Source organism: Nonomuraea sp. NPDC003709 (assembly GCF_040610775.1).
GTDB classification, from domain to species: Bacteria; Actinomycetota; Actinomycetes; order Streptosporangiales; family Streptosporangiaceae; genus Nonomuraea; species Nonomuraea angiospora_A.
In genome coordinates, this window is the sequence record NZ_JBEXMW010000002.1 from 372234 (window position 1) to 389686 (window position 17453).

Here is a 17453-nt window from a genome sequence, read left to right on the forward strand (position 1 = left end):
CGAGGGCCGGAAGCGAGTGCGACCATGATCACAGACACGCCCGAGGCGTGGGACGTCGTCGATTCCAAGGAACGCTTCCGCGGCCACGTCATCACGGTGGTCACGGACTCGGTGAAGATGCCCCGCGACGAGGTCGCCGAGCGCGACGTCGTGGTGCATCCGGGCTCGGTCGCCGTGCTCGCGCTCGACGACCGGGAGCGGGTCCTGATGATCAGGCAGTACCGCCACCCCACGCGCATGCTGATGTGGGAGCTGCCCGCCGGGATCCGCGACGTCGAAGGCGAATCGCTCGTCGAAGGCGCGGCCCGCGAGCTCGCCGAGGAGGCCGGCTACCGGGCCGACACCTGGCACACCCTCGTCGACCTGCGCTCCTCCCCGGGCATGACCGACGAGCGGATCCGGGTCTTCCTCGCCCGCGACCTGACCAAGATCGAGACCGACTTCGTCCACCGGCACGAGGAGATCGACATGCCGGTCGAGTGGGTGCCGCTGCCCGACGCGGTCGAGAAGGCGCTCATGGGAATGATCCACAATTCCCCGGCCGTGGCCGGTATCCTCGCCGCGTACGCGGCTTCGGTTGAGGGATTCGCCCTGTTGCGCCCCGCCGACGCCCCAGAGGCGTGACCGGAAGGACCTTTCGTGGAGGCGGTGCTCTCCAGCTACCTCGCCCATCTGGCGGTGGAGCGGAGCCTGGCTGCCAACACGCTCGCGTCCTACCGTCGTGACCTGCGGCGATACGTCGAACACCTGCACGCGCGCGGCCGGGCGGAGCTCGACGAGGTGGGGGAGGCCGACGTGCTGGCCTTCCTCGCCGCGTTGCGCGAGGGCGACGGCGAGCACCCCGCGCTCGTCGCCAGCTCGGCCGCCCGCGCCGTCTCCGCCGTGCGCGGGCTGCACCGTTTCGCCCTGCGCGAAGGCGTCACGGCCCACGACCCCGCCCACGAGGTACGCCCGCCGCGCCAGCCGCGCAGGCTCCCCAAGGCCATCAGCGTGGACGAGGTCGAGCGGCTCATCGCCGCCTCCGGCCCCGACGGCGCGCCCCTGACCCTGCGCAACAGGGCCCTGCTCGAGGTCCTGTACGGCACCGGCGCCCGCATCTCCGAGGCCGTCGGGCTGGCCGTGGACGACCTCGAGGACGACCAGGTGCGCCTGCGCGGCAAGGGCGAGCGCATGCGCGTCGTGCCCCTGGGCCGCTACGCCCGCTCCGCGCTCGACGCCTACCTCGTACGGGCCCGCCCCGGCCTGCTCGCCCACGGGCGCGGCACCCCGGCCGTCTTCCTGAACGCCCGGGGAGGCCGGCTGACCAGGCAGGGAGCGTGGGAAGTGCTCCAGGCCGCCGCCGAACGCGCTGAGCTCGACGGGATAAGTCCCCACGTTCTTCGCCATTCCTTCGCAACCCATCTGATAGACGGCGGCGCTGACGTTAGGGTGGTCCAGGAGTTGCTCGGTCACGCCTCCGTGACGACCACGCAGGTCTACACACTGGTGACGGTCGACAAACTTCGCGAGGTCTACGCCGCCGCGCATCCACGTGCCCGGCAGTGATCTATAGTCTTTTGCGACGTGCGGCAGCCTTCGGCGTGCCGCCTTGCCGCCTAAAGTGGCGAGCCCATAGTGTCCGTCCGGACGGTCCGGTTCGGGATCGTCAGGGAGGTTCGAGCTGGTGACTGTGACGACCAAGGGTTCGACCCCGGGGACCCCCGACAACCCCTGGGGCGACACGAAGACCAACACGCCTTCCAACGGCGTCAATCTCGGGCCCACGCAGCGGCCCAGGCCCGTGTTCCCCGAACCGGTGCCCCCCGCGGTGCACGGCCCGGCGCGCGTGGTCGCGATGGTCAACCAGAAGGGTGGCGTCGGCAAGACGACGACCACCATCAACCTGGGCGCCGCGCTCGTCGAATACGGGCTCAAGGTGCTGCTGGTCGACTTCGACCCGCAGGGCGCGCTCTCCGTCGGCCTGGGCATCAACCCGCTCCAGCTCGACCTGACGGTCTACAACCTGCTCATGGAGCGGGGCGTCACCGCCGAGGACGTCCTCCTGGAGACCGGCGTCGAGGGCCTCGACCTGCTGCCCAGCAACATCGACCTGTCGGCCGCCGAAGTGCAGCTCGTCACCGAGGTCGCCCGCGAGCAGGTGCTCGGCCGGGTGATCAAGCCGCTGCTGCCGCACTACGACGTCTGCCTCATCGACTGCCAGCCGTCCCTGGGCCTGCTCACGATCAACGCACTCACCTGCGCCCACGGCGTCATGGTGCCGCTGGAGTGCGAGTTCTTCGCGCTGCGCGGCGTGGCACTGCTGATGGACACGATCTCCAAGGTCCAGGAGCGGCTCAACGAGGACCTCGAGATCGAGGGCCTGCTGGCCACCATGTACGACGCCCGTACGCTGCACGGCCGCGAGGTGCTGGCGCGGACGGTGGAGGCGTTCGGCGACAAGGTGTTCCACACGGTGATCAACCGTACGGTCCGCTTCCCCGACGCGACGGTCGCCGGTGAGCCCATCACCACCTTCGACCCGTCCTCGCTCGGTGCGAACGCTTACCGTGAGCTGGCCCGCGAGGTGCTCTCGCGCTGGTCGGCGCCTGCCACAATGGCCAGGTGACCGACGCCGAGCAGCCCCAAGGGTTCCAGGTCCATCTGGACGTCTTCGAGGGACCCTTCGACTTGCTCCTCGGCCTCATCGCCAAGCACAAGCTGGACATCACCGAGGTCTCGCTCTCCAAGGTCACCGACGAGTTCATCGCGTACATCCGCTCCCGGGGGCCCGAGTGGGACCTCGACCAGACCAGCCACTTCCTGCTGGTCGCGGCGACCCTGCTCGACCTGAAGGCGGCCCGGCTGCTGCCCTCGGGCGAGGTCGAGGACGAGGAGGACCTGGCGCTGCTGGAGGCCAGGGACCTGCTGTTCGCGCGGTTGCTGCAGTACAAGGCGTACAAGGAGGTGGCGAAGCTCTTCGCGGGGCGGATGGCGGAGGAGGCGCTGCGCTTCCCCCGTACGGTGTCGCTGGAGCCGCAGTTCGCCGACCTCCTGCCCGAGCTCATCCTGGGCATCGGGCCCGAGCAGCTCGCCAGGATCGCCGCCAAGGCCTTCACCCCCAAGCTGCCCCCCACCGTCAGCGTCGGGCACATCTACCAGCCCCTGGCGAGCGTCAAGGAGCAGGCGGCCATCCTCGTCATGCACCTGCGCCGCCTCCGGCGCGCCACCTTCCGCACGCTGGTGGCCGACTGCTCGGGCACTTTCGAGGTCATCGCCCGGTTCCTGGCGGTGCTGGAGCTCTTCCGGGAGTCGGCGGTTACCTTCGAACAGGTCGAAGCGCTGGGGGACTTGCACGTAACCTGGACGGGCGCTGACGACGGGGACGTCGCGGTGGGGGACGATTACGAGGAATCCGCGGAGAAACCACGCAATGACTGACAACCCACTGCCCACCCCTCGCCGATCCCCGGACTCCGAGCCCCCGCTCCCCGCCTGGATGAGCCTCCCCGGCTCCCTCGCCCAACCCTCACCCCCTGAGGCTGAGGACACAGCCGAACCCCCATCCCCACCACCGCCCCCGGCCGATGCCGCGCAACCGGACGACGCCGCGTTTACGGACGACGCCCCGCCAACGGAGGACGCCCGACCGGCTGACGGGACGCCGCCGATGGACGAGGTGGGATCTGCGGATGAGGCGGGATCGACCGACGGGACGCTGCTGACGGATGTGGCGGGATCGACGGACGGGGCGGCGCTCGCGGATGAGGCGCTTTCGGCTGACGGACCGCCGTCGCGGGAGGCGCCATCGGACAGCGCACCGGCGCCGGACGCTCCCTCCGCCGCCCCGGCCGCGGCTCCTCCGGGCGCCGGGTCGGCGGGTAGCGGTGCGGTGGAGTTCGGCGCAACGCGTGCGGCCGAGAAGTCGGGCGCTGCGGAGGCCGGTGAGGCGCTGGCGATTGACGGTCGCGAGGCGAGCGGCACGGCCACCGCCCCGGCCGCGGTTCTCTCGGGCGCGGGTCCAGGGCGGGGTGCGGAAGGCCTCGAGGAGGAGCCCGGGGACGCGGAGGAGGGGCAGGAGCGCGCGGGGGAAGGGCCGACGTTGGCGGCGGCGTTGGAGGCCATCCTGCTCGTCGTCGATGAGCCCGTGGCCGAGATCACCCTGGCCCAGGTGCTGGAACGGCCCACCCACGAGGTCGCCGCCGCATTGCGGGGCCTGGCGGCGGAATATACCGCCGCCGGCCGAGGTTTTGACTTGAGAGATGTCGCGGGCGGCTGGCGTTTTTACACGCGTGCCGACTGCGCGCCCCTGGTCGAGCGGTTCGTACGCGACGGCCAGCAGACGCGGCTCACCCAGGCCGCGCTGGAAACACTTGCGGTCGTGGCTTACCGGCAACCGGTGAGCCGGGCCCGCGTCGCCGCGGTACGCGGCGTGAACAGTGACGGCGTCATGCGGACGCTCGTCGCGAGAGGGCTGGTCGAAGAGGCCGGCACCGACCCGGAGAGCCAGGCAGTGCTCTACCGGACAAGCTCATACTTCCTTGAACGTCTGGGAATGCGGGACCTCAGCGAGCTCCCCGAGCTCGCACCCCTCCTCCCCGACGACGTGGAAAACCTCGAGGAGACAACAAAGTGATCAACAGGCGTAGCACCCCGTCCGGTGATGGACGCGGTCGTGGACGTACCGGCGGCTCGGGTCAGGGCCGAGCGGGACGTCCCGCCTTCCGCTCCGATTCCAGTTCAGGATCCCGTTCCGGCGGCGGCTTCCGCGGCGGGTCCGGGGACTCCCTCCGCGCCGACCGGAGCGGCTCGCGTGCCGGGTCCGGCGGCCGCGAGCAGAGGCAACCCCGCGGCGAGCGCTACCCGGCGCGTGACGACCGCGGCAACCGTTACGAAGACCGCGGCAACCGGACCGAAGACCGCACCGGCCGGAACGACGACCGTGGGAGTCGGTACGAAGACCGGGGAAACCGGTACGACGACCGCAACGGGCGCGGTGAGCGCCAGGAGCGGCCCTACGGCGACCGGGGCGGATACCGCCCCGAGCGCCGCGACGACGAGCGCGGCGGCCAGCGTGGCGGCGGGTTCCGCGACGACCGCCGTGGTTACGGCACCGGGCGCCGTGACGACTCCGGCGGCGAGCGCGCCCGCGGTTCCCGCGACGAGCGCGGCGGCTCCGGCCCCGACCGACGCGACGAGCGCGGCGGGTACGGCGCCGGCCGGCGTGACGACCGTGGCGGTTACACGGCCAACCGGCGTGACGAGCGTGGCGGTTACGGTGCCGGCCGACGCGATGAGCGTGGCGGTTACAGCGCTGGACGGCGCGATGAGCGCGGCGGTTTCGGTGCCGGCCGGCGTGATGAGCGAGGCAGCTTCGGTGCTGGCCGGCGTGATGAGCGCAGCGGTTCCGGTACCGGGCAGCGCGACGACCGCGGCGGTTACGGTGCCGGGCGGCGTGACGAGCGCGGCGGGTACTCGGCCGGCCGACGCGATGACCGTGGCGGTTACAGCGCTGGACGGCGCGATGAGCGCGGCGGCTTCGGTGCCGGGCGGCGTGATGAGCGCAGTGGTTCCGGTACCGGGCAGCGTGACGACCGCGGCGGTTACGGTGCCGGGCGGCGTGATGAGCGCAGTGGCGGTGGCGGGTTCCGGGTCGATCGGAGTGGGCGCAGGGACGGGGGAGCTCCGGCTTCCTCGCGTGCCCGGTTCGGCAGGCGGGACGGCGATGCCCCCCGCACCGCCCCCCGCACCGCCGACCGCGCCCCCCGTACCCCCCGCCGCGACGACGTACAGACGATCGGCAGCGGCAGCCCCCAGCGCGACCGCGTGAAGGCCGCTCGCCAGCCCCTCCGCGACCGCGACTTCTACCCCGACGACTACACCGACGAGCGCGACACCACCGAGGTCCCCAACGGGGTGCGGCTGCAGAAGGTGCTCGCCCAGGCGGGCGTGGCCAGCCGCCGGGCCTGCGAGGAGATGATCGGCGACGGCAGGGTCACCGTGAACGGCCAGGTCGTACGGCGGTTCGGCGCCAAGGTGGACCCGGCGACGCAGGTCATCCACGTGGACGGCAAGCGCGTCCCCACCGCCCCCGACCTCGTCTACTACGCCATGAACAAGCCCATCGGCGTCGTCTCCACCATGAGCGACCCGCAGGGCCGCCCGTGCCTGGCCGACTACGTGGAGGAGCTGGCCCCGAGGCTGTTCCACGTGGGCAGGCTGGACACCGAGACCGAGGGCCTGCTGCTGCTCACCAACGACGGCGAGCTGGCCAACCGGCTGACGCACCCCAGCTACGGCGTGCAGAAGAAGTACTGGGCCAAGGTGCCGGGCCCGATCCCGCGCGACCTGGGCCGCAGGCTCAAGCAGGGCATCGAGCTGGAGGACGGCATCGTCAAGGCCGACAGCTTCGCGATCGTGCAGGAGCACGGCCAGCAGGCGCTGGTCGAGGTCGTCCTGCACGAGGGCCGCAAGCACGTCGTCCGGCGCATGCTGGAAGTGGCGGGCCACCGGGTGATCGACCTGGCCAGGATCGAGTTCGGCCCGGTGAAGCTGGGCCGTACCAAAGCCGGGACGGTCAGGGCGCTGACCTTGAAAGAGGTCGGTGAGCTTTACGCGGCCGTGAAGCTGTAATCTGGCCGGACGCAGGAGCCCGTGCGAATCTCCGCACGGGCTCTCCCGCTATGGAAGGGGACAAACCACATGGTGCGGGCGATCCGCGGGGCGATCCAGGTGGAAGCCAACGACCGCGACTCGATCATCGCAGGCACGACCGAGCTGGTCACCGCGATCATGGAGCGTAACGAGCTGACCACCGACGACGTGATCAGCGTGCTGTTCACGGCCACGCCCGACCTGACGGCCGAGTTCCCGGCGCTCGCGGCGCGCAAGCTGGGCTTCCACGAGGTGCCGCTGATCTGCTGCACCGAGATCGACGTGCCGGGCGCGCTGCCCCGGGTGGTACGCCTCATGGCCCACGTCGACCTCGACCGCCCGCGCTCCGCGATCCAGCATGTCTACCTGCGTGGCGCGGTGAAGTTGCGGCAGGATATCGCCCAGTAACGCCCGGCGATTACGTCAGGGCATATTCACGCCCACTATGGCCCGATAAATCAGGACACCGAGATGGAACTTCGCACCGCGCTCGTCGTCGGCACCGGCCTCATCGGCACTTCCGCTGCCCTGGCGCTGCGCAAGCGCGGCGTACGCGTGCTGCTCGCCGACCGCGATCAGGCCGCCGTACGGCTGGCACGGGAGCTGGGCGCGGGCGAAGACTGGGATCCGGACGAGCAGCACACCGGCGAGGTGGACCTGGCGATCATCGCGGTCCCCCCGGCCCATGTGGCGACCGAGCTGCTGGAGCTGCAGCGGATCAACGCCGCCAGGTTCTACACCGACGTCGCCAGCGTGAAGGCCGAGCCCTTGCACCGGGCCACGCAGCTCGGCTGCGACCTGGCCTCCTACGTCGCCTCCCACCCGCTCGCGGGCCGCGAGAAGTCCGGCCCGGGGGCGGCCAGGGCCGATCTGTTCCTGGGCCGGCCGTGGGCGCTGTGCCCCACCGACGAGGCCGACCCCGAGGCCAAGGCGACCGTGCTGCGGCTGATCGAGCTGTGCGGGGCCAACGCGGTCGAGGTGAGCGCGTCCGAGCACGACCGCGCGGTCGCCGTCGTCTCCCACGCGCCCCACGTCGCCGCCTCCGCCGTGGCGGCCCGCCTGGCCGACGCCACCGACGTCGCGCTCGGCCTGGCCGGTCAGGGCGTGCGTGACGTCACCAGGATCGCGGGCAGCGACCCGAGCCTCTGGCTCGGCATCCTGTCCGGCAACGCCTCCCCGGTCGCCGAGGTGCTCGAAGCCGTCGCCGCCGACCTGGCCGACGCCGCCAGCGCCCTGCGCGCCCTGGCCGAGGGCGACGGCACCGCCACCAACGACATCACCCAGCTGCTCAAGCGCGGCGTCGTCGGCCACGACCGCATCCCCGGCAAGCACGGCGGCCCGGCCTCCTCCTACGCCGTCGTCCAGGTCGTCATCGGTGACCGCCTCGGCCAGCTCGCCCGCCTCTTCCAGGTGTGCGACGAGGTCGGGGTCAACGTCGAGGATGTGCGCCTGGAGCACGCCCCCGGGCTGCCCCTGGGCATCGCCGAGCTGTCGGTCGAGCCCGACGCCGTGTCCATGCTGGTCGAGGCCCTGCGCGAGCGCGGCTGGGAAATTCCCTGAGCCCTGGGTCCTCCCGTGTGAAAGCAGAACGCCCCATCGGTTGAGTAAAGGGTGTGACTGCCAATGTGACGGCTCGCGCCGGGCCATCGGACCCGGCGGAGGCGCTGAGCGACGCGGCTCTGCTGGAGCTGTCGCGCCGAAAACCCGAGCGGTTCGGTGAGATCTACGACCGGTACGTGGCGGAGATCCACGCCTACCTCGGCAGGCGCCTGGACCGGCAGGCCGCCGACGACCTGACCGCCGAGGTGTTCCTCGCGGCCTTCAGGAAGCGCGAGACATTCGATTCCGGGCGCGGCGAGGTCCGCGCCTGGCTCTACGGGTTCGCCACCAACCTGATCAGCCTGCACCGCCGTACTGAGACCCGGCGGCTGGCGGCGCTGCAGCGCAGCGCCGGCGTGCACCGCTCCCCGGACGACGGCCACGAGGAGCGCGTGGTGACCCGCGTGGACGCCGTGAGCACGCAGGGACGGCTCGCGGCGGAGCTGCGGGCCCTGTCCGACGGCGACAGGGACGTGCTGCTCCTGAGCGCGCTGGGCGAGCTGAGCCATGAAGAGGTGGCCCAGGCCCTCGACATCCCGTACGGCACCGTCGGATCCCGCCTGTCCCGTGTGCGCAAGAAACTCCGTGCCGCCCTGGGCAGCGTCAACCCCCTGAACGGAGGCACCGATGGATGACTACCGGGCGGTGCGGGAGCTGCTGCCCGCGCCGCCGCTGACGCCCGGCGTGGAACGGGCAGGACGCGACAGACTGGCCGCCGCGATCGCGGGGGAGCGGCTACGGAAAGGCCGCAGGGCCGCCAGGTGGACCGGGCTGGGGCTCGGCCTGGCGGGCGCGGCGGCCGCGGCGGCCCTGGTCGTCGTCCCCGCCACGGCCCCCACCGCGCCGCCGGCCCGGTCTGGCATGATCGCCGCGCCGGACGGCAAACAGTTCCTGCTGGCCGCCGCGGCTTCGGTGACCTCCGTGCCGGACGCCGGCACCTGGTGGGGGAGCACGCTGGTCAACGGCAGGGAGTTCCGCGAGCCCGGCCAGGGCTACGTGCTGCGGCAGAGCGAGTCGCAGGAGACGTGGATCCCCGCGGACCCGGAGGGCCGCACCTGGTACCGCTGGAAGTACCTGGGCGCCGAGCCCGCCACGCCCCAGGACGAGGCGGCCTGGCGCGCCGGCGGGTCGCCGGAGTCGTGGACCTACGGGGAGAAGGCTCCAGGACTGCCCACCGAGGACGCCCCGAACGGCATCGTACGGGCGGCCCCGGGCAAGCCGGAGACCCTCTCCACCGAGGACTGGGACTTCCGCATCATGCTCGCGGACAAGCCGCTGACCAAGATGAACGAGGTCCCCGACACCCCCGAGGGCCTGCGCGCGCTCCTCGGCACCCCCGACGACCAGGCGACCATCGACAACACCGCGCGCCTGCTCTTCTTCGCGCCGGTGACCAGCCGGACCAGGGCCGCCGCCTACCGGCTGCTGGCCTCGCTGCCCGGGGTCGGCGCCGTCGGCCCGGTGACCGACGTGCTGGGCCGCGCGGGGCAGGCGGTCGAATACCGCTCCGCCGAATACCCCACGACACCGTACGCGGGAGAGACCCGCACCCGGCTGGTGATCGACCCGGTCAGCGGGATGCCGCTGTCCATCGAGACCCGGTCGGCGAAGGACGGGCTGCTCCTGGAGTACACCGCGATCCAGGGCAGCCGCTGGTCGAATGACAACCCGTTGGAGGAGACGAAGTGAGATATCCGGTAGCCGCAGCGGCCGTCCTCATCACCGCCGGCGTCGTCGCCGTGCCCGCGCAGGCAGCCCCGGCCGAGGGCGCCTACTGGCGGGTCGAGGTGGTGCGGACCGCGGACCATTCGCGCCCCGTGGGCAGCGGATACACGGTGACCGAGCGGTCGGTCGGCGTGCACTGGCTCACGCCCGAGGGCAAGGAGTGGTCCGCCTACCGCGAGCTGGGGGCCCGGCCCAAGACCGCGAAGGACGAGGCGGCCTGGAAGGCCGACGGCTCACCGACCTCGTGGACGTACCGGACGGAAGGCATGAAGATCTCGCTGTCCACCGAACCCGGCCAGGGCCGCGTGCTCCCGGTGAAGGGGCGGCCCGCGGGAAAGTTCCGGATGGGGGACAACAAGTGGGTGACGTACGGCCAGCTCCAGGCCCTGCCGACCGAGCCCGAAGCGCTCAGGGCGCGCGTCGTCGCGGACGTGCGCGCCTGGATCGACTGGGCCGCGGAGGACGCCAAGACCACCGACCCGAGTGCCAAGAAGGAAGACTGGCTGATCCACCTCGACAGGTACGTGGCCGAGTACATGACCCGGCTGCTGTACGAGAACCCGGTGCCGTTCAAGGTCAGGTCCGCCGCGTACCAGGCGTTGAGGACCACCAAGGGCGTCGGTGACCTCGGCCAGGTGAAGGACCCGCTGAACCGGCCCGGTCAGAAGGTCGCCCTGCCGGTCTACGAGCGGAAGAGTTCGGTGCTCAAGGAGCAGTTCATCGTGGACACCAAGACGATGACGCTGCTGGCCCACTACACCGACCTCCAGGACGGCGGCAAGCAGCTGGCCGGCAAGAGCGGGGTCGAGACGTACAAGGTCGGCTGGACCGACGACAAGCCCGCCGTGCCCGCCGCCGGCTAGCGCCGGTCCCGATGTCACATCCGAGCCTCCTCGATCCGTCTTCAGGCCGGATCGAGGAGGTAAGGACAATGACCGACATTCTGGTACTCGGAGCCGGCTACACCGGAGTCGTCGCGGCCATCAGGACCGCCGTCAGGACCCGCCGCACGGGCGGCCGGGTGCGGCTGGTGAACGCCTCGCCGAGGTTCACCGAGCGGCTCAGGCTGCACCAGACGGCGGCCGGGCAGCGGCTGACGGACTTCCCGCTGGAGGATGTGGTCGCGGGCACCGGCATCGAGTTCGTCCAGGGCCGGGTGGCCGGGCTGGACGTCGAGCGGCGGCAGGCCCGGCTGGCGGACGGGCGCGTGCTCGGCTACGACAAGCTGATCTACGCGCTCGGCACCGTCACCGACGCCTCGGTGCCCGGCGTCGCCGAGCACGCCTTCGTCTACGACGACTACGCGGGCACCGTACGGCTCGCCGAGCATCTCACCGCCCTCACCTCGGGCACGGTCGTCGTGGCCGGCGGCGGGCTGACCGGCGTCGAGTCGGCCGCGGAGATCGCCGAGGCCCACCCGCACCTGCACGTGGTCCTGCTGACCAGGGGACGGCCCGGCTCCATGATGGGCGAGCGGGCCCGCGCCCACCTGGACGCCGTGCTGGAGCGGCTGGGCGTCGAGGTGCGCACCGGCGCGGACATCACCAAGGTGCTGCCGGAGGGCGTCGAGCTGGCCGGGGGCGAGCTCGTCCACTCCGACGCGACACTGTGGACCACCGGCACCAGGGGGCTGCCACTGGCCGCCGAGTCCGGGCTGACCGTCGACGCCCGCGGCCGGATCGTGGTGGACTCCGCGCTGCGCTCGGTGTCCCACCCCGACGTGTACGCCGTCGGCGACGCCGCCGCGGTCAGCCAGCCGTACGGCGTGCTGCACGGCACCTGCCAGGGCGGCATCCCCACCGGCCTGCACGCCGCCGACTCGCTCGCCGCGACCCTGCGCGGCAGGACCCCGAAGGCGTTCCGGTTCGGGTACGTGCATCAGCCCCTCTCCCTGGGGCGGAAGGACGCGGTCATCCAGTTCACCCGGCGGGACGACAGCCCGCGCAGGTGGTACCTGAAGGGCCGGGCGGCGATCACGTACAAGGAGACCGTCAGCAGCAGCCCGATCCCCACGTTCAAGTTGCTGAAGCAGGGTCTGGTGCCCGTGTGGGCGTTCGCGCTGACCGGAGGGCTCGGGTGAACAGCACGACGGGCGGGGCCCTGGGCCCCGCCCGTCGCGTTCTTGCGTGATCAGCGCCTGGTCGTCAGGGCCTCGGTCACGTCACTCGGGTCGTCGAACATCTCGTGGTCGGGCAGGGTCTCCAGGGCCTTGATGATCTCCTTGCTCGCCTTGCGCTCGCGAGCGGCCCTGATCAGGTCCTGCTTGTTGGCCGGAAATTCCACGCCGCTCAGGTTCTTGAGCAGGTCGATCGGGTTCGGTATCGTTGTCATAACTCTGTGCTGCCCGACTGTCACGATATGTAACATTCGGTCAGCAATCGTGCCGTTCCAGTCGCTGCCGTGCCCGTTCCACCTCGGCCGGCAGTTCCCGCCGCTCGGCCAGTGCCCGCGACAGCCTCGGCGCGGCCGCACGCAGCCCTTCCCAGCCCGCCGGGCCGGCGCGGAGCGCGTCGAGCGACCGCCGCGCCACCACCCGCCACGGGCGGCGCAGCACCGCGGTCAGCACGGCGTCGCACGTGGCCAGCACCTGCCTGTCGCGCGAGCCCCCGGGCCGGGGCTGGTGGTGGGCCACGACCTCGTCCACGTACGCCAGCCCCCACCCCTTCGCGGCCAGGTCCACGGCCAGCCGCTCCTCCTCGCCGAAGGAGAAGGTCACGTCGTCGAACCCGCCCGCCTCCAGGAACGCCTCTTTGCGCACCACCGCCCCGAACGCCAGGAACCCCAGCACGCTCGGCCCCGGCAGGTCCGGCTCCACGCCGAGCGGTGAGTCGCGCATCGCCTCCGACGCCGCGTCCGGGCGCTCCTCCGGCCCCACCAGCACGCGTGCGCCCAGGACGGCCAGCCTCGGATGCGCGTCCAGCGCGTCCGCGGCCCGCTCCAGCGCCCCCGGCGCCCACCAGGAGTCGTCGTCGGCGAAGGCCACGTACGGGGTCTCGGCCAGGCGGACGCCGAGGTTGCGGGCCGGCGCGCCCAGGTCCCTGCCCGCCTCCACCACGTGAACGTCCGGGAAGTGGCGCCGCACGAACCCCGCCGTCCCGTCGGTTGACCCGTTGTCAACGAGGATCACCGGGGACGGGTGCAGGGGAAGCGTGCGGGCCAGCGCCCGCAGCCTGTCCTTGCAGGCCACGACCACGGTGACGCGCGGATCGTTCACAGAGGGCCACTTACCGCGCCGCGCTCTCTTACTCCTCTCGTTTGACGCGCTCCCCGGAAAGGGGTATCAAGGGCGGTAACAGTGTTACCGAGAGGAAACGGCGTTACCGTGAGCACTGCGTACCAGCAGGCCCAGCAGGAGGGGCAGAGCGTCGTCCGGGCCGCGATCCTCGACGTCGCCACGCACCTGCTCGCCACCGAGGGGCCGGCGGCGCTGACCGTGCGGCGGATCTCCGGCGAGGTCGGCTGCTCGACCAAGGTGATCTACACGCTGTTCGGCGGCAAGGACGGGCTCAGCCAGGCGGTGTGGCTGGAGGGGTTCGCGCGATTCGAGCGGTGGCTGCTCGAAGGGATGGGCCCGGATGATCCCCTGACCGGGCTGCGCAAGGGCATGGCGGACTACCGCGCCTACGCGCTGGCCGAGCCCGACTACTACCGGGTCATGTTCCAGGGGGCGATGCCGGGGTTCAAGCCGGACCAGGAGTCGGTGCAGGCCGCCAGGCGGACGTTCGACCTGCTGCTGCGGCGCGTGGAGGAGTGCCTGGAGGCGGGGGTGCTGCATGGGGGAGCGGCCCGGGAGATCGCCGATGTGCTGTGGATGGCCATGCACGGCGCCGTAAGTCTGGAAATTTCTGGCTATTTCGAGCCCGACGAGGTGGCACAGCGCTACCAACTGCTCTGCGCCTCGGTCCTCGCGCCTTTCCTGGCCCAAGGCGCCTGACCCACGAGAGGAACGTGACATGACGCCCTTCACCGGCGGGTTCGCGCCCGTGACCGATGAGATCACGGCCTTCGACCTGGAGGTCACCGGCCGCATCCCGGCCGAGCTGAACGGCCGCTACCTGCGCAACGGCCCCAACCCGCTCAGCCTCGACGACCCCACGGCAAGCCACCTGTTCCTCGGCGAGGGCATGGTGCACGGCGTGCGGCTGCGCGACGGCCGCGCCGAGTGGTACCGCAACCGCTGGGTACGCAGCGCCCGCGTCGCCGAACGGCTCGGCGAGCCGCCCCGGCCGGGCCCGCTGCACAAGAACTGGGACTTCGCCGCCAACACGCACGTCATCGGGCTGGCCGGGCGCACGTTCGCGACCGTCGAGGCGGGGCCCCTGCCGTACGAGCTGGACTACGAGCTCGACACCGTCGGCACGTGCGACTTCGACGGCGGCCTGCCCGGCGGGTTCGCCGCGCACACCCACCTCGACCCGGTCAGCGGCGAGCTGCACGCGCTGGCCTACTTCTTCGGCTGGGACCACCACCAGCACATCGTGATCGACCCCAAGGGCTCGGTGACGCGGATCAGGGACATCCCCATCGCCGACGCGCCGATGCTGCACGACTTCGCGCTCACCGAGCGGTACGTGGTGATCTACGACCTGCCGGTCACGTTCAGCCAGGCCCATGCGGAGAAGGGCGTTCCGCTGCCGTACGCGTGGAACGACGCCCACGGCGCCCGGATCGGGCTCATGTCGCGCGAGAGCGGCGACGTGCGGTGGGTGGAGGTGGACCCGTGCTGGGTGTTCCACACGCTCAACGCCTACGACGACGGCGACGAGGTGGTCGTGGACGTGGTCCGCTACCCCAAGCGGTTCGTGGACGCCCGGCTCGACCTGGGCGGACTGCCGACGCTCGACCGGTGGACGATCGACCCGGCCGCCGGCAAGGTCCGGCGGACGCGGCTGGACGACCGGCCGCAGGAGTTCCCGCGCATGGACGAGCGCCGCACCGGCCGCCCGTACCGCTACGGCTACACCTCGGCCGCCCGCGACCTTCACGACGTGCTCTACCGGGCCGACAGCGAGCTGGAGGACCTGCCCGACCAGGCCTTCGACAACACGCTCATCAAGCACGACCTGGTGCGCGGGACGCAGGAGTGGCGGCAGTTCGGGCGGGGCGCGTACGTCGGCGAGCCCGCGTTCGTGGCCTCCGGCGCGGCCGAGGACGACGGGTACGTGCTCGCCCTCGTCAACAACGAGGCCAGGGGAGCGGCCGACCTGATGATCCTTTCCGCGCAGGACTTCACCGGCGAGCCCGTCGCCACCGTCCACCTGCCGGCCCGCGTCCCGCTCGGCTTCCACGGAAGCTGGATCGCCGACTGAGCCGGACACGGTAGCCTCTTCAGGTTGGGGTTCTTGAGAAGCTCGTGAAGAGGGAGAGGCCGTGACCGGTCTGGTCGTCGCCATGGACGGTCCTTCGGGGTCGGGTAAGTCGAGCGCGTCGCGCGGGGTCGCCCGGGCGCTGGGCCTGCGCTACCTCGACACCGGGGCGATGTACCGGGCGATGACCTGGTGGATGCTCCGGCAGTCCGTCGACCTGACCGACCCCGCCGCCGTGGCCGCCCGCTGCGGCGAGCCGCGCATCGAGTCCGGCACCGACCCCGACGGTCCCACAGTCCACGTCGACGGCGTCGACGTGGCGGGTCCGATCAGGGAGTCCGAGGTCACCGGCGCGGTCTCCGCCGTGGCAGCCGTCCCCGAGGTCCGGGCCCGCCTGGTCGCGCTCCAGCGCGAGCTCATCGGGGCCGGTGACATCGTGGTCGAGGGCCGCGACATCGGCACGGCCGTCTGGCCCGAGGCTGCCGTCAAGGTCTACCTGACGGCCAGCCCGGAGGCCCGTGCCCGGCGGCGCAACGCCGAGCTGGCCGGCTCGACGGTGGCGGCGCAGCAGGAGGCCATGGCCAAGCGTGACACTCTCGACTCGACCCGCAAGACGGACCCACTCTCGATGGCGGATGGCGCCGTCGAGCTCGACACCACGCCGTTGAACCTGGAAGAGGTCATCGCTGAGGTGTTGAGACTGGTCAAAGAGCGCACCTGAGGGTGCGGTACTCACAAAGGATGAAATTTCGTGCCAACGGGGGATTGGGTCGAGGCCGGCCTCGACGACCTTGAGATCACCGAGCACGGCGACACTACGCCGTTGCCGGTCGTCGCCATCGTGGGGCGGCCTAATGTAGGCAAGTCCACGCTGGTCAACCGCATCATCGGCCGCCGCGAGGCGGTCGTGGAGGACGTGCCGGGCGTCACGCGCGACCGGGTCACGTACGACGCCAACTGGCGTGGCCGCCGCTTCACGGTGGTCGACACCGGCGGCTGGGACCCCGACGCCACCGGGATGAACCTGCGCATCGCCGAGCAGGCCCAGGTCGCCGTCGAGCTGGCCGACGTGATCGTGTTCGTCGTCGACGCCACCGTGGGCGCCACCGACGCCGACGAGATCGTGGGCTCGATCCTGCGGCAGTCCGGCAAGCCGGTCGTCCTGGCCGCCAACAAGGTCGACAACCAGCAGCTCGAGCTGGAGGCCGCCGCGCTGTGGTCGCTCGGCCTCGGCGAGCCGTACCCCGTCTCGGCCCTGCACGGGCGCTCCAGCGGCGACCTGCTCGACGTGGTGCTCGACGCGCTGCCCGAGACGCCCGCGCTCGGCTTCGAGACCGAGCGCGGCCCCGCCCGCGTCGCGCTGCTCGGCAAGCCCAACGTCGGCAAGTCCTCGCTGCTCAACAAGCTCGCGGGCGAGGAGCGCGTGCTGGTCGACCCCATGGCCGGCACCACCCGCGACCCGGTCGACGAGCTGATCGAGCTGGGCGGGCGCACCTGGCGGTTCGTCGACACGGCCGGCATCCGGAGGCGCGACCGCGAGCTGCAGGGCGCCGACTTCTACGCGGCCATGCGCACCCGCGCCGCGCTGGAGCGCACCGAGGTGGCCGTCGTGCTCATCGACGCCAGCCAGATCCTCACCGAGCAGGACCTGCGCATCATCGGCCTGGTCATCGAGTCGGGCCGGGCGATGGTCGTCGCCTTCAACAAGTGGGACCTGGTCGACGAGGACCGCCGCTACTACCTGGAGAAGGAGATCGACCGGCAGCTCGTCCGCACCCCGTGGGCGCTGCGGGTCAACATCTCCGCCCTGACGGGCCGGCACATCGACCGGCTGGTGCCCGCCCTGGAGAAGGCGCTCGACTCCTGGTCCACCCGGGTGCCCACCGCCCGCCTCAACGCGTTCCTGACGGAGCTGGTGCAGCAGACGCCGCCGCCGGTGCGGGGCGGCAAGCAGCCCAAGATCCTCTTCGCCACGCAGGCTTCCGTGGAGCCGCCGAAGTTCGTGCTGTTCACGTCGGGATGGCTGGAGGACACCTACCGGCGCTTCATCGAGCGGCGCATCCGGGAAGAGTTCGGGTTCGCCGGCTCGCCGATCGAGGTCACGATGAAGATCCGGGAGAAGCGGGCCAAGAAGGACAAGTAACGCGCGGCGCCCGGGGGAATGGCTTTGCCGTTCCCCCGGGCGCGGCCGTA

At 71.6% G+C, this 17453-nt stretch carries 19 protein-coding genes; 17 read left to right on the forward strand and 2 right to left on the reverse strand.

What is annotated here, in order from left to right:
* The first annotated feature begins 24 nt into the window (after nucleotides 1–24).
* The 13 genes from ABZX61_RS06170 (at nucleotide 25) to ABZX61_RS06230 (ending at nucleotide 12034) form a co-directional block, all read left to right on the forward strand.
* Nucleotides 25–624 carry an NUDIX hydrolase gene (locus ABZX61_RS06170; protein WP_355191934.1) on the forward strand — a complete coding sequence of 200 codons (600 nt, stop codon included), beginning with the start codon at nucleotides 25–27 and terminating at the stop codon, nucleotides 622–624.
* A gap of 15 nt (nucleotides 625–639) precedes the next feature.
* Nucleotides 640–1545, forward strand: coding sequence for a site-specific tyrosine recombinase XerD (locus ABZX61_RS06175; protein ID WP_355191936.1), 906 nt, complete (start codon nucleotides 640–642; stop codon nucleotides 1543–1545).
* A 118-nt stretch (nucleotides 1546–1663) separates the two neighbouring features.
* Complete coding sequence (locus ABZX61_RS06180) at nucleotides 1664–2605, forward strand: ParA family protein (protein WP_350726412.1); 942 nt, start codon at nucleotides 1664–1666, stop codon at nucleotides 2603–2605.
* Nucleotides 2602–3417 carry a segregation/condensation protein A gene (locus ABZX61_RS06185; protein ID WP_355191939.1) on the forward strand — a complete coding sequence of 272 codons (816 nt, stop codon included), beginning with the start codon at nucleotides 2602–2604 and terminating at the stop codon, nucleotides 3415–3417. Before ABZX61_RS06180 ends, ABZX61_RS06185 begins: the two co-directional genes overlap by 4 nt.
* Nucleotides 3418–4078: 661 nt before the next feature.
* Nucleotides 4079–4612, forward strand: coding sequence for an SMC-Scp complex subunit ScpB (gene scpB, locus ABZX61_RS06190; RefSeq protein WP_355192705.1), 534 nt, complete (start codon nucleotides 4079–4081; stop codon nucleotides 4610–4612).
* 234 nt (nucleotides 4613–4846) lie between these two features.
* On the forward strand, nucleotides 4847–5806 hold the full coding sequence (locus tag ABZX61_RS06195; RefSeq protein WP_355191941.1) for a hypothetical protein: 960 nt from the start codon (nucleotides 4847–4849) through the stop codon (nucleotides 5804–5806).
* Nucleotides 5803–6609 carry a pseudouridine synthase gene (locus ABZX61_RS06200; RefSeq protein ID WP_350726418.1) on the forward strand — a complete coding sequence of 269 codons (807 nt, stop codon included), beginning with the start codon at nucleotides 5803–5805 and terminating at the stop codon, nucleotides 6607–6609. The genes ABZX61_RS06195 and ABZX61_RS06200 overlap by 4 nt, the downstream gene beginning before the upstream one ends.
* Nucleotides 6610–6678: 69 nt before the next feature.
* A complete protein-coding gene (gene aroH / locus ABZX61_RS06205; RefSeq protein WP_185073133.1) occupies nucleotides 6679–7038 on the forward strand; it encodes a chorismate mutase in 360 nt (119 codons plus the stop codon).
* A 63-nt stretch (nucleotides 7039–7101) separates the two neighbouring features.
* The gene (locus ABZX61_RS06210) at nucleotides 7102–8190 is read left to right on the forward strand and encodes a prephenate dehydrogenase (RefSeq protein WP_355191943.1); all 1089 of its coding nucleotides are present in this window, start codon (nucleotides 7102–7104) and stop codon (nucleotides 8188–8190) included.
* Nucleotides 8191–8243: 53 nt separating this feature from the next.
* Nucleotides 8244–8864 (forward strand): RNA polymerase sigma factor, encoded by a 621-nt coding sequence (locus ABZX61_RS06215; protein ID WP_355191945.1) that lies wholly within the window; start codon nucleotides 8244–8246, stop codon nucleotides 8862–8864.
* Nucleotides 8857–9918, forward strand: coding sequence for a CU044_5270 family protein (locus tag ABZX61_RS06220; RefSeq protein ID WP_355191947.1), 1062 nt, complete (start codon nucleotides 8857–8859; stop codon nucleotides 9916–9918). The genes ABZX61_RS06215 and ABZX61_RS06220 overlap by 8 nt, the downstream gene beginning before the upstream one ends.
* Nucleotides 9915–10817, forward strand: a complete 903-nt coding sequence (locus tag ABZX61_RS06225) for a hypothetical protein (RefSeq protein ID WP_355191949.1) — start codon at nucleotides 9915–9917, stop codon at nucleotides 10815–10817. Before ABZX61_RS06220 ends, ABZX61_RS06225 begins: the two co-directional genes overlap by 4 nt.
* Nucleotides 10818–10885: 68 nt before the next feature.
* The gene (locus ABZX61_RS06230) at nucleotides 10886–12034 is read left to right on the forward strand and encodes an FAD-dependent oxidoreductase (RefSeq protein ID WP_355191950.1); all 1149 of its coding nucleotides are present in this window, start codon (nucleotides 10886–10888) and stop codon (nucleotides 12032–12034) included.
* 50 nt (nucleotides 12035–12084) lie between these two features.
* On the opposite strand, the gene ABZX61_RS06235 is transcribed toward ABZX61_RS06230, so the two are convergent.
* Nucleotides 12085–12285 carry a DUF2795 domain-containing protein gene (locus ABZX61_RS06235; RefSeq protein ID WP_350726430.1) on the reverse strand — a complete coding sequence of 67 codons (201 nt, stop codon included), beginning with the start codon at nucleotides 12283–12285 and terminating at the stop codon, nucleotides 12085–12087.
* A 40-nt stretch (nucleotides 12286–12325) separates the two neighbouring features.
* Nucleotides 12326–13168 carry a glycosyltransferase gene (locus ABZX61_RS06240; protein ID WP_355191953.1) on the reverse strand — a complete coding sequence of 281 codons (843 nt, stop codon included), beginning with the start codon at nucleotides 13166–13168 and terminating at the stop codon, nucleotides 12326–12328.
* A gap of 108 nt (nucleotides 13169–13276) precedes the next feature.
* Between ABZX61_RS06240 and ABZX61_RS06245 the strand changes: the two genes are divergently transcribed.
* The 4 genes from ABZX61_RS06245 (at nucleotide 13277) to der (ending at nucleotide 17403) form a co-directional block, all read left to right on the forward strand.
* A complete protein-coding gene (locus ABZX61_RS06245) occupies nucleotides 13277–13888 on the forward strand; it encodes a TetR/AcrR family transcriptional regulator (protein WP_355191955.1) in 612 nt (203 codons plus the stop codon).
* Nucleotides 13889–13907: 19 nt separating this feature from the next.
* On the forward strand, nucleotides 13908–15263 hold the full coding sequence (locus ABZX61_RS06250) for a carotenoid oxygenase family protein (RefSeq protein ID WP_350726436.1): 1356 nt from the start codon (nucleotides 13908–13910) through the stop codon (nucleotides 15261–15263).
* 82 nt (nucleotides 15264–15345) lie between these two features.
* Complete coding sequence (gene cmk / locus ABZX61_RS06255; protein WP_355192707.1) at nucleotides 15346–15981, forward strand: (d)CMP kinase; 636 nt, start codon at nucleotides 15346–15348, stop codon at nucleotides 15979–15981.
* 75 nt (nucleotides 15982–16056) lie between these two features.
* Nucleotides 16057–17403, forward strand: a complete 1347-nt coding sequence (der, locus tag ABZX61_RS06260; protein ID WP_355192708.1) for a ribosome biogenesis GTPase Der — start codon at nucleotides 16057–16059, stop codon at nucleotides 17401–17403.
* Nucleotides 17404–17453 lie beyond the last annotated feature (50 nt).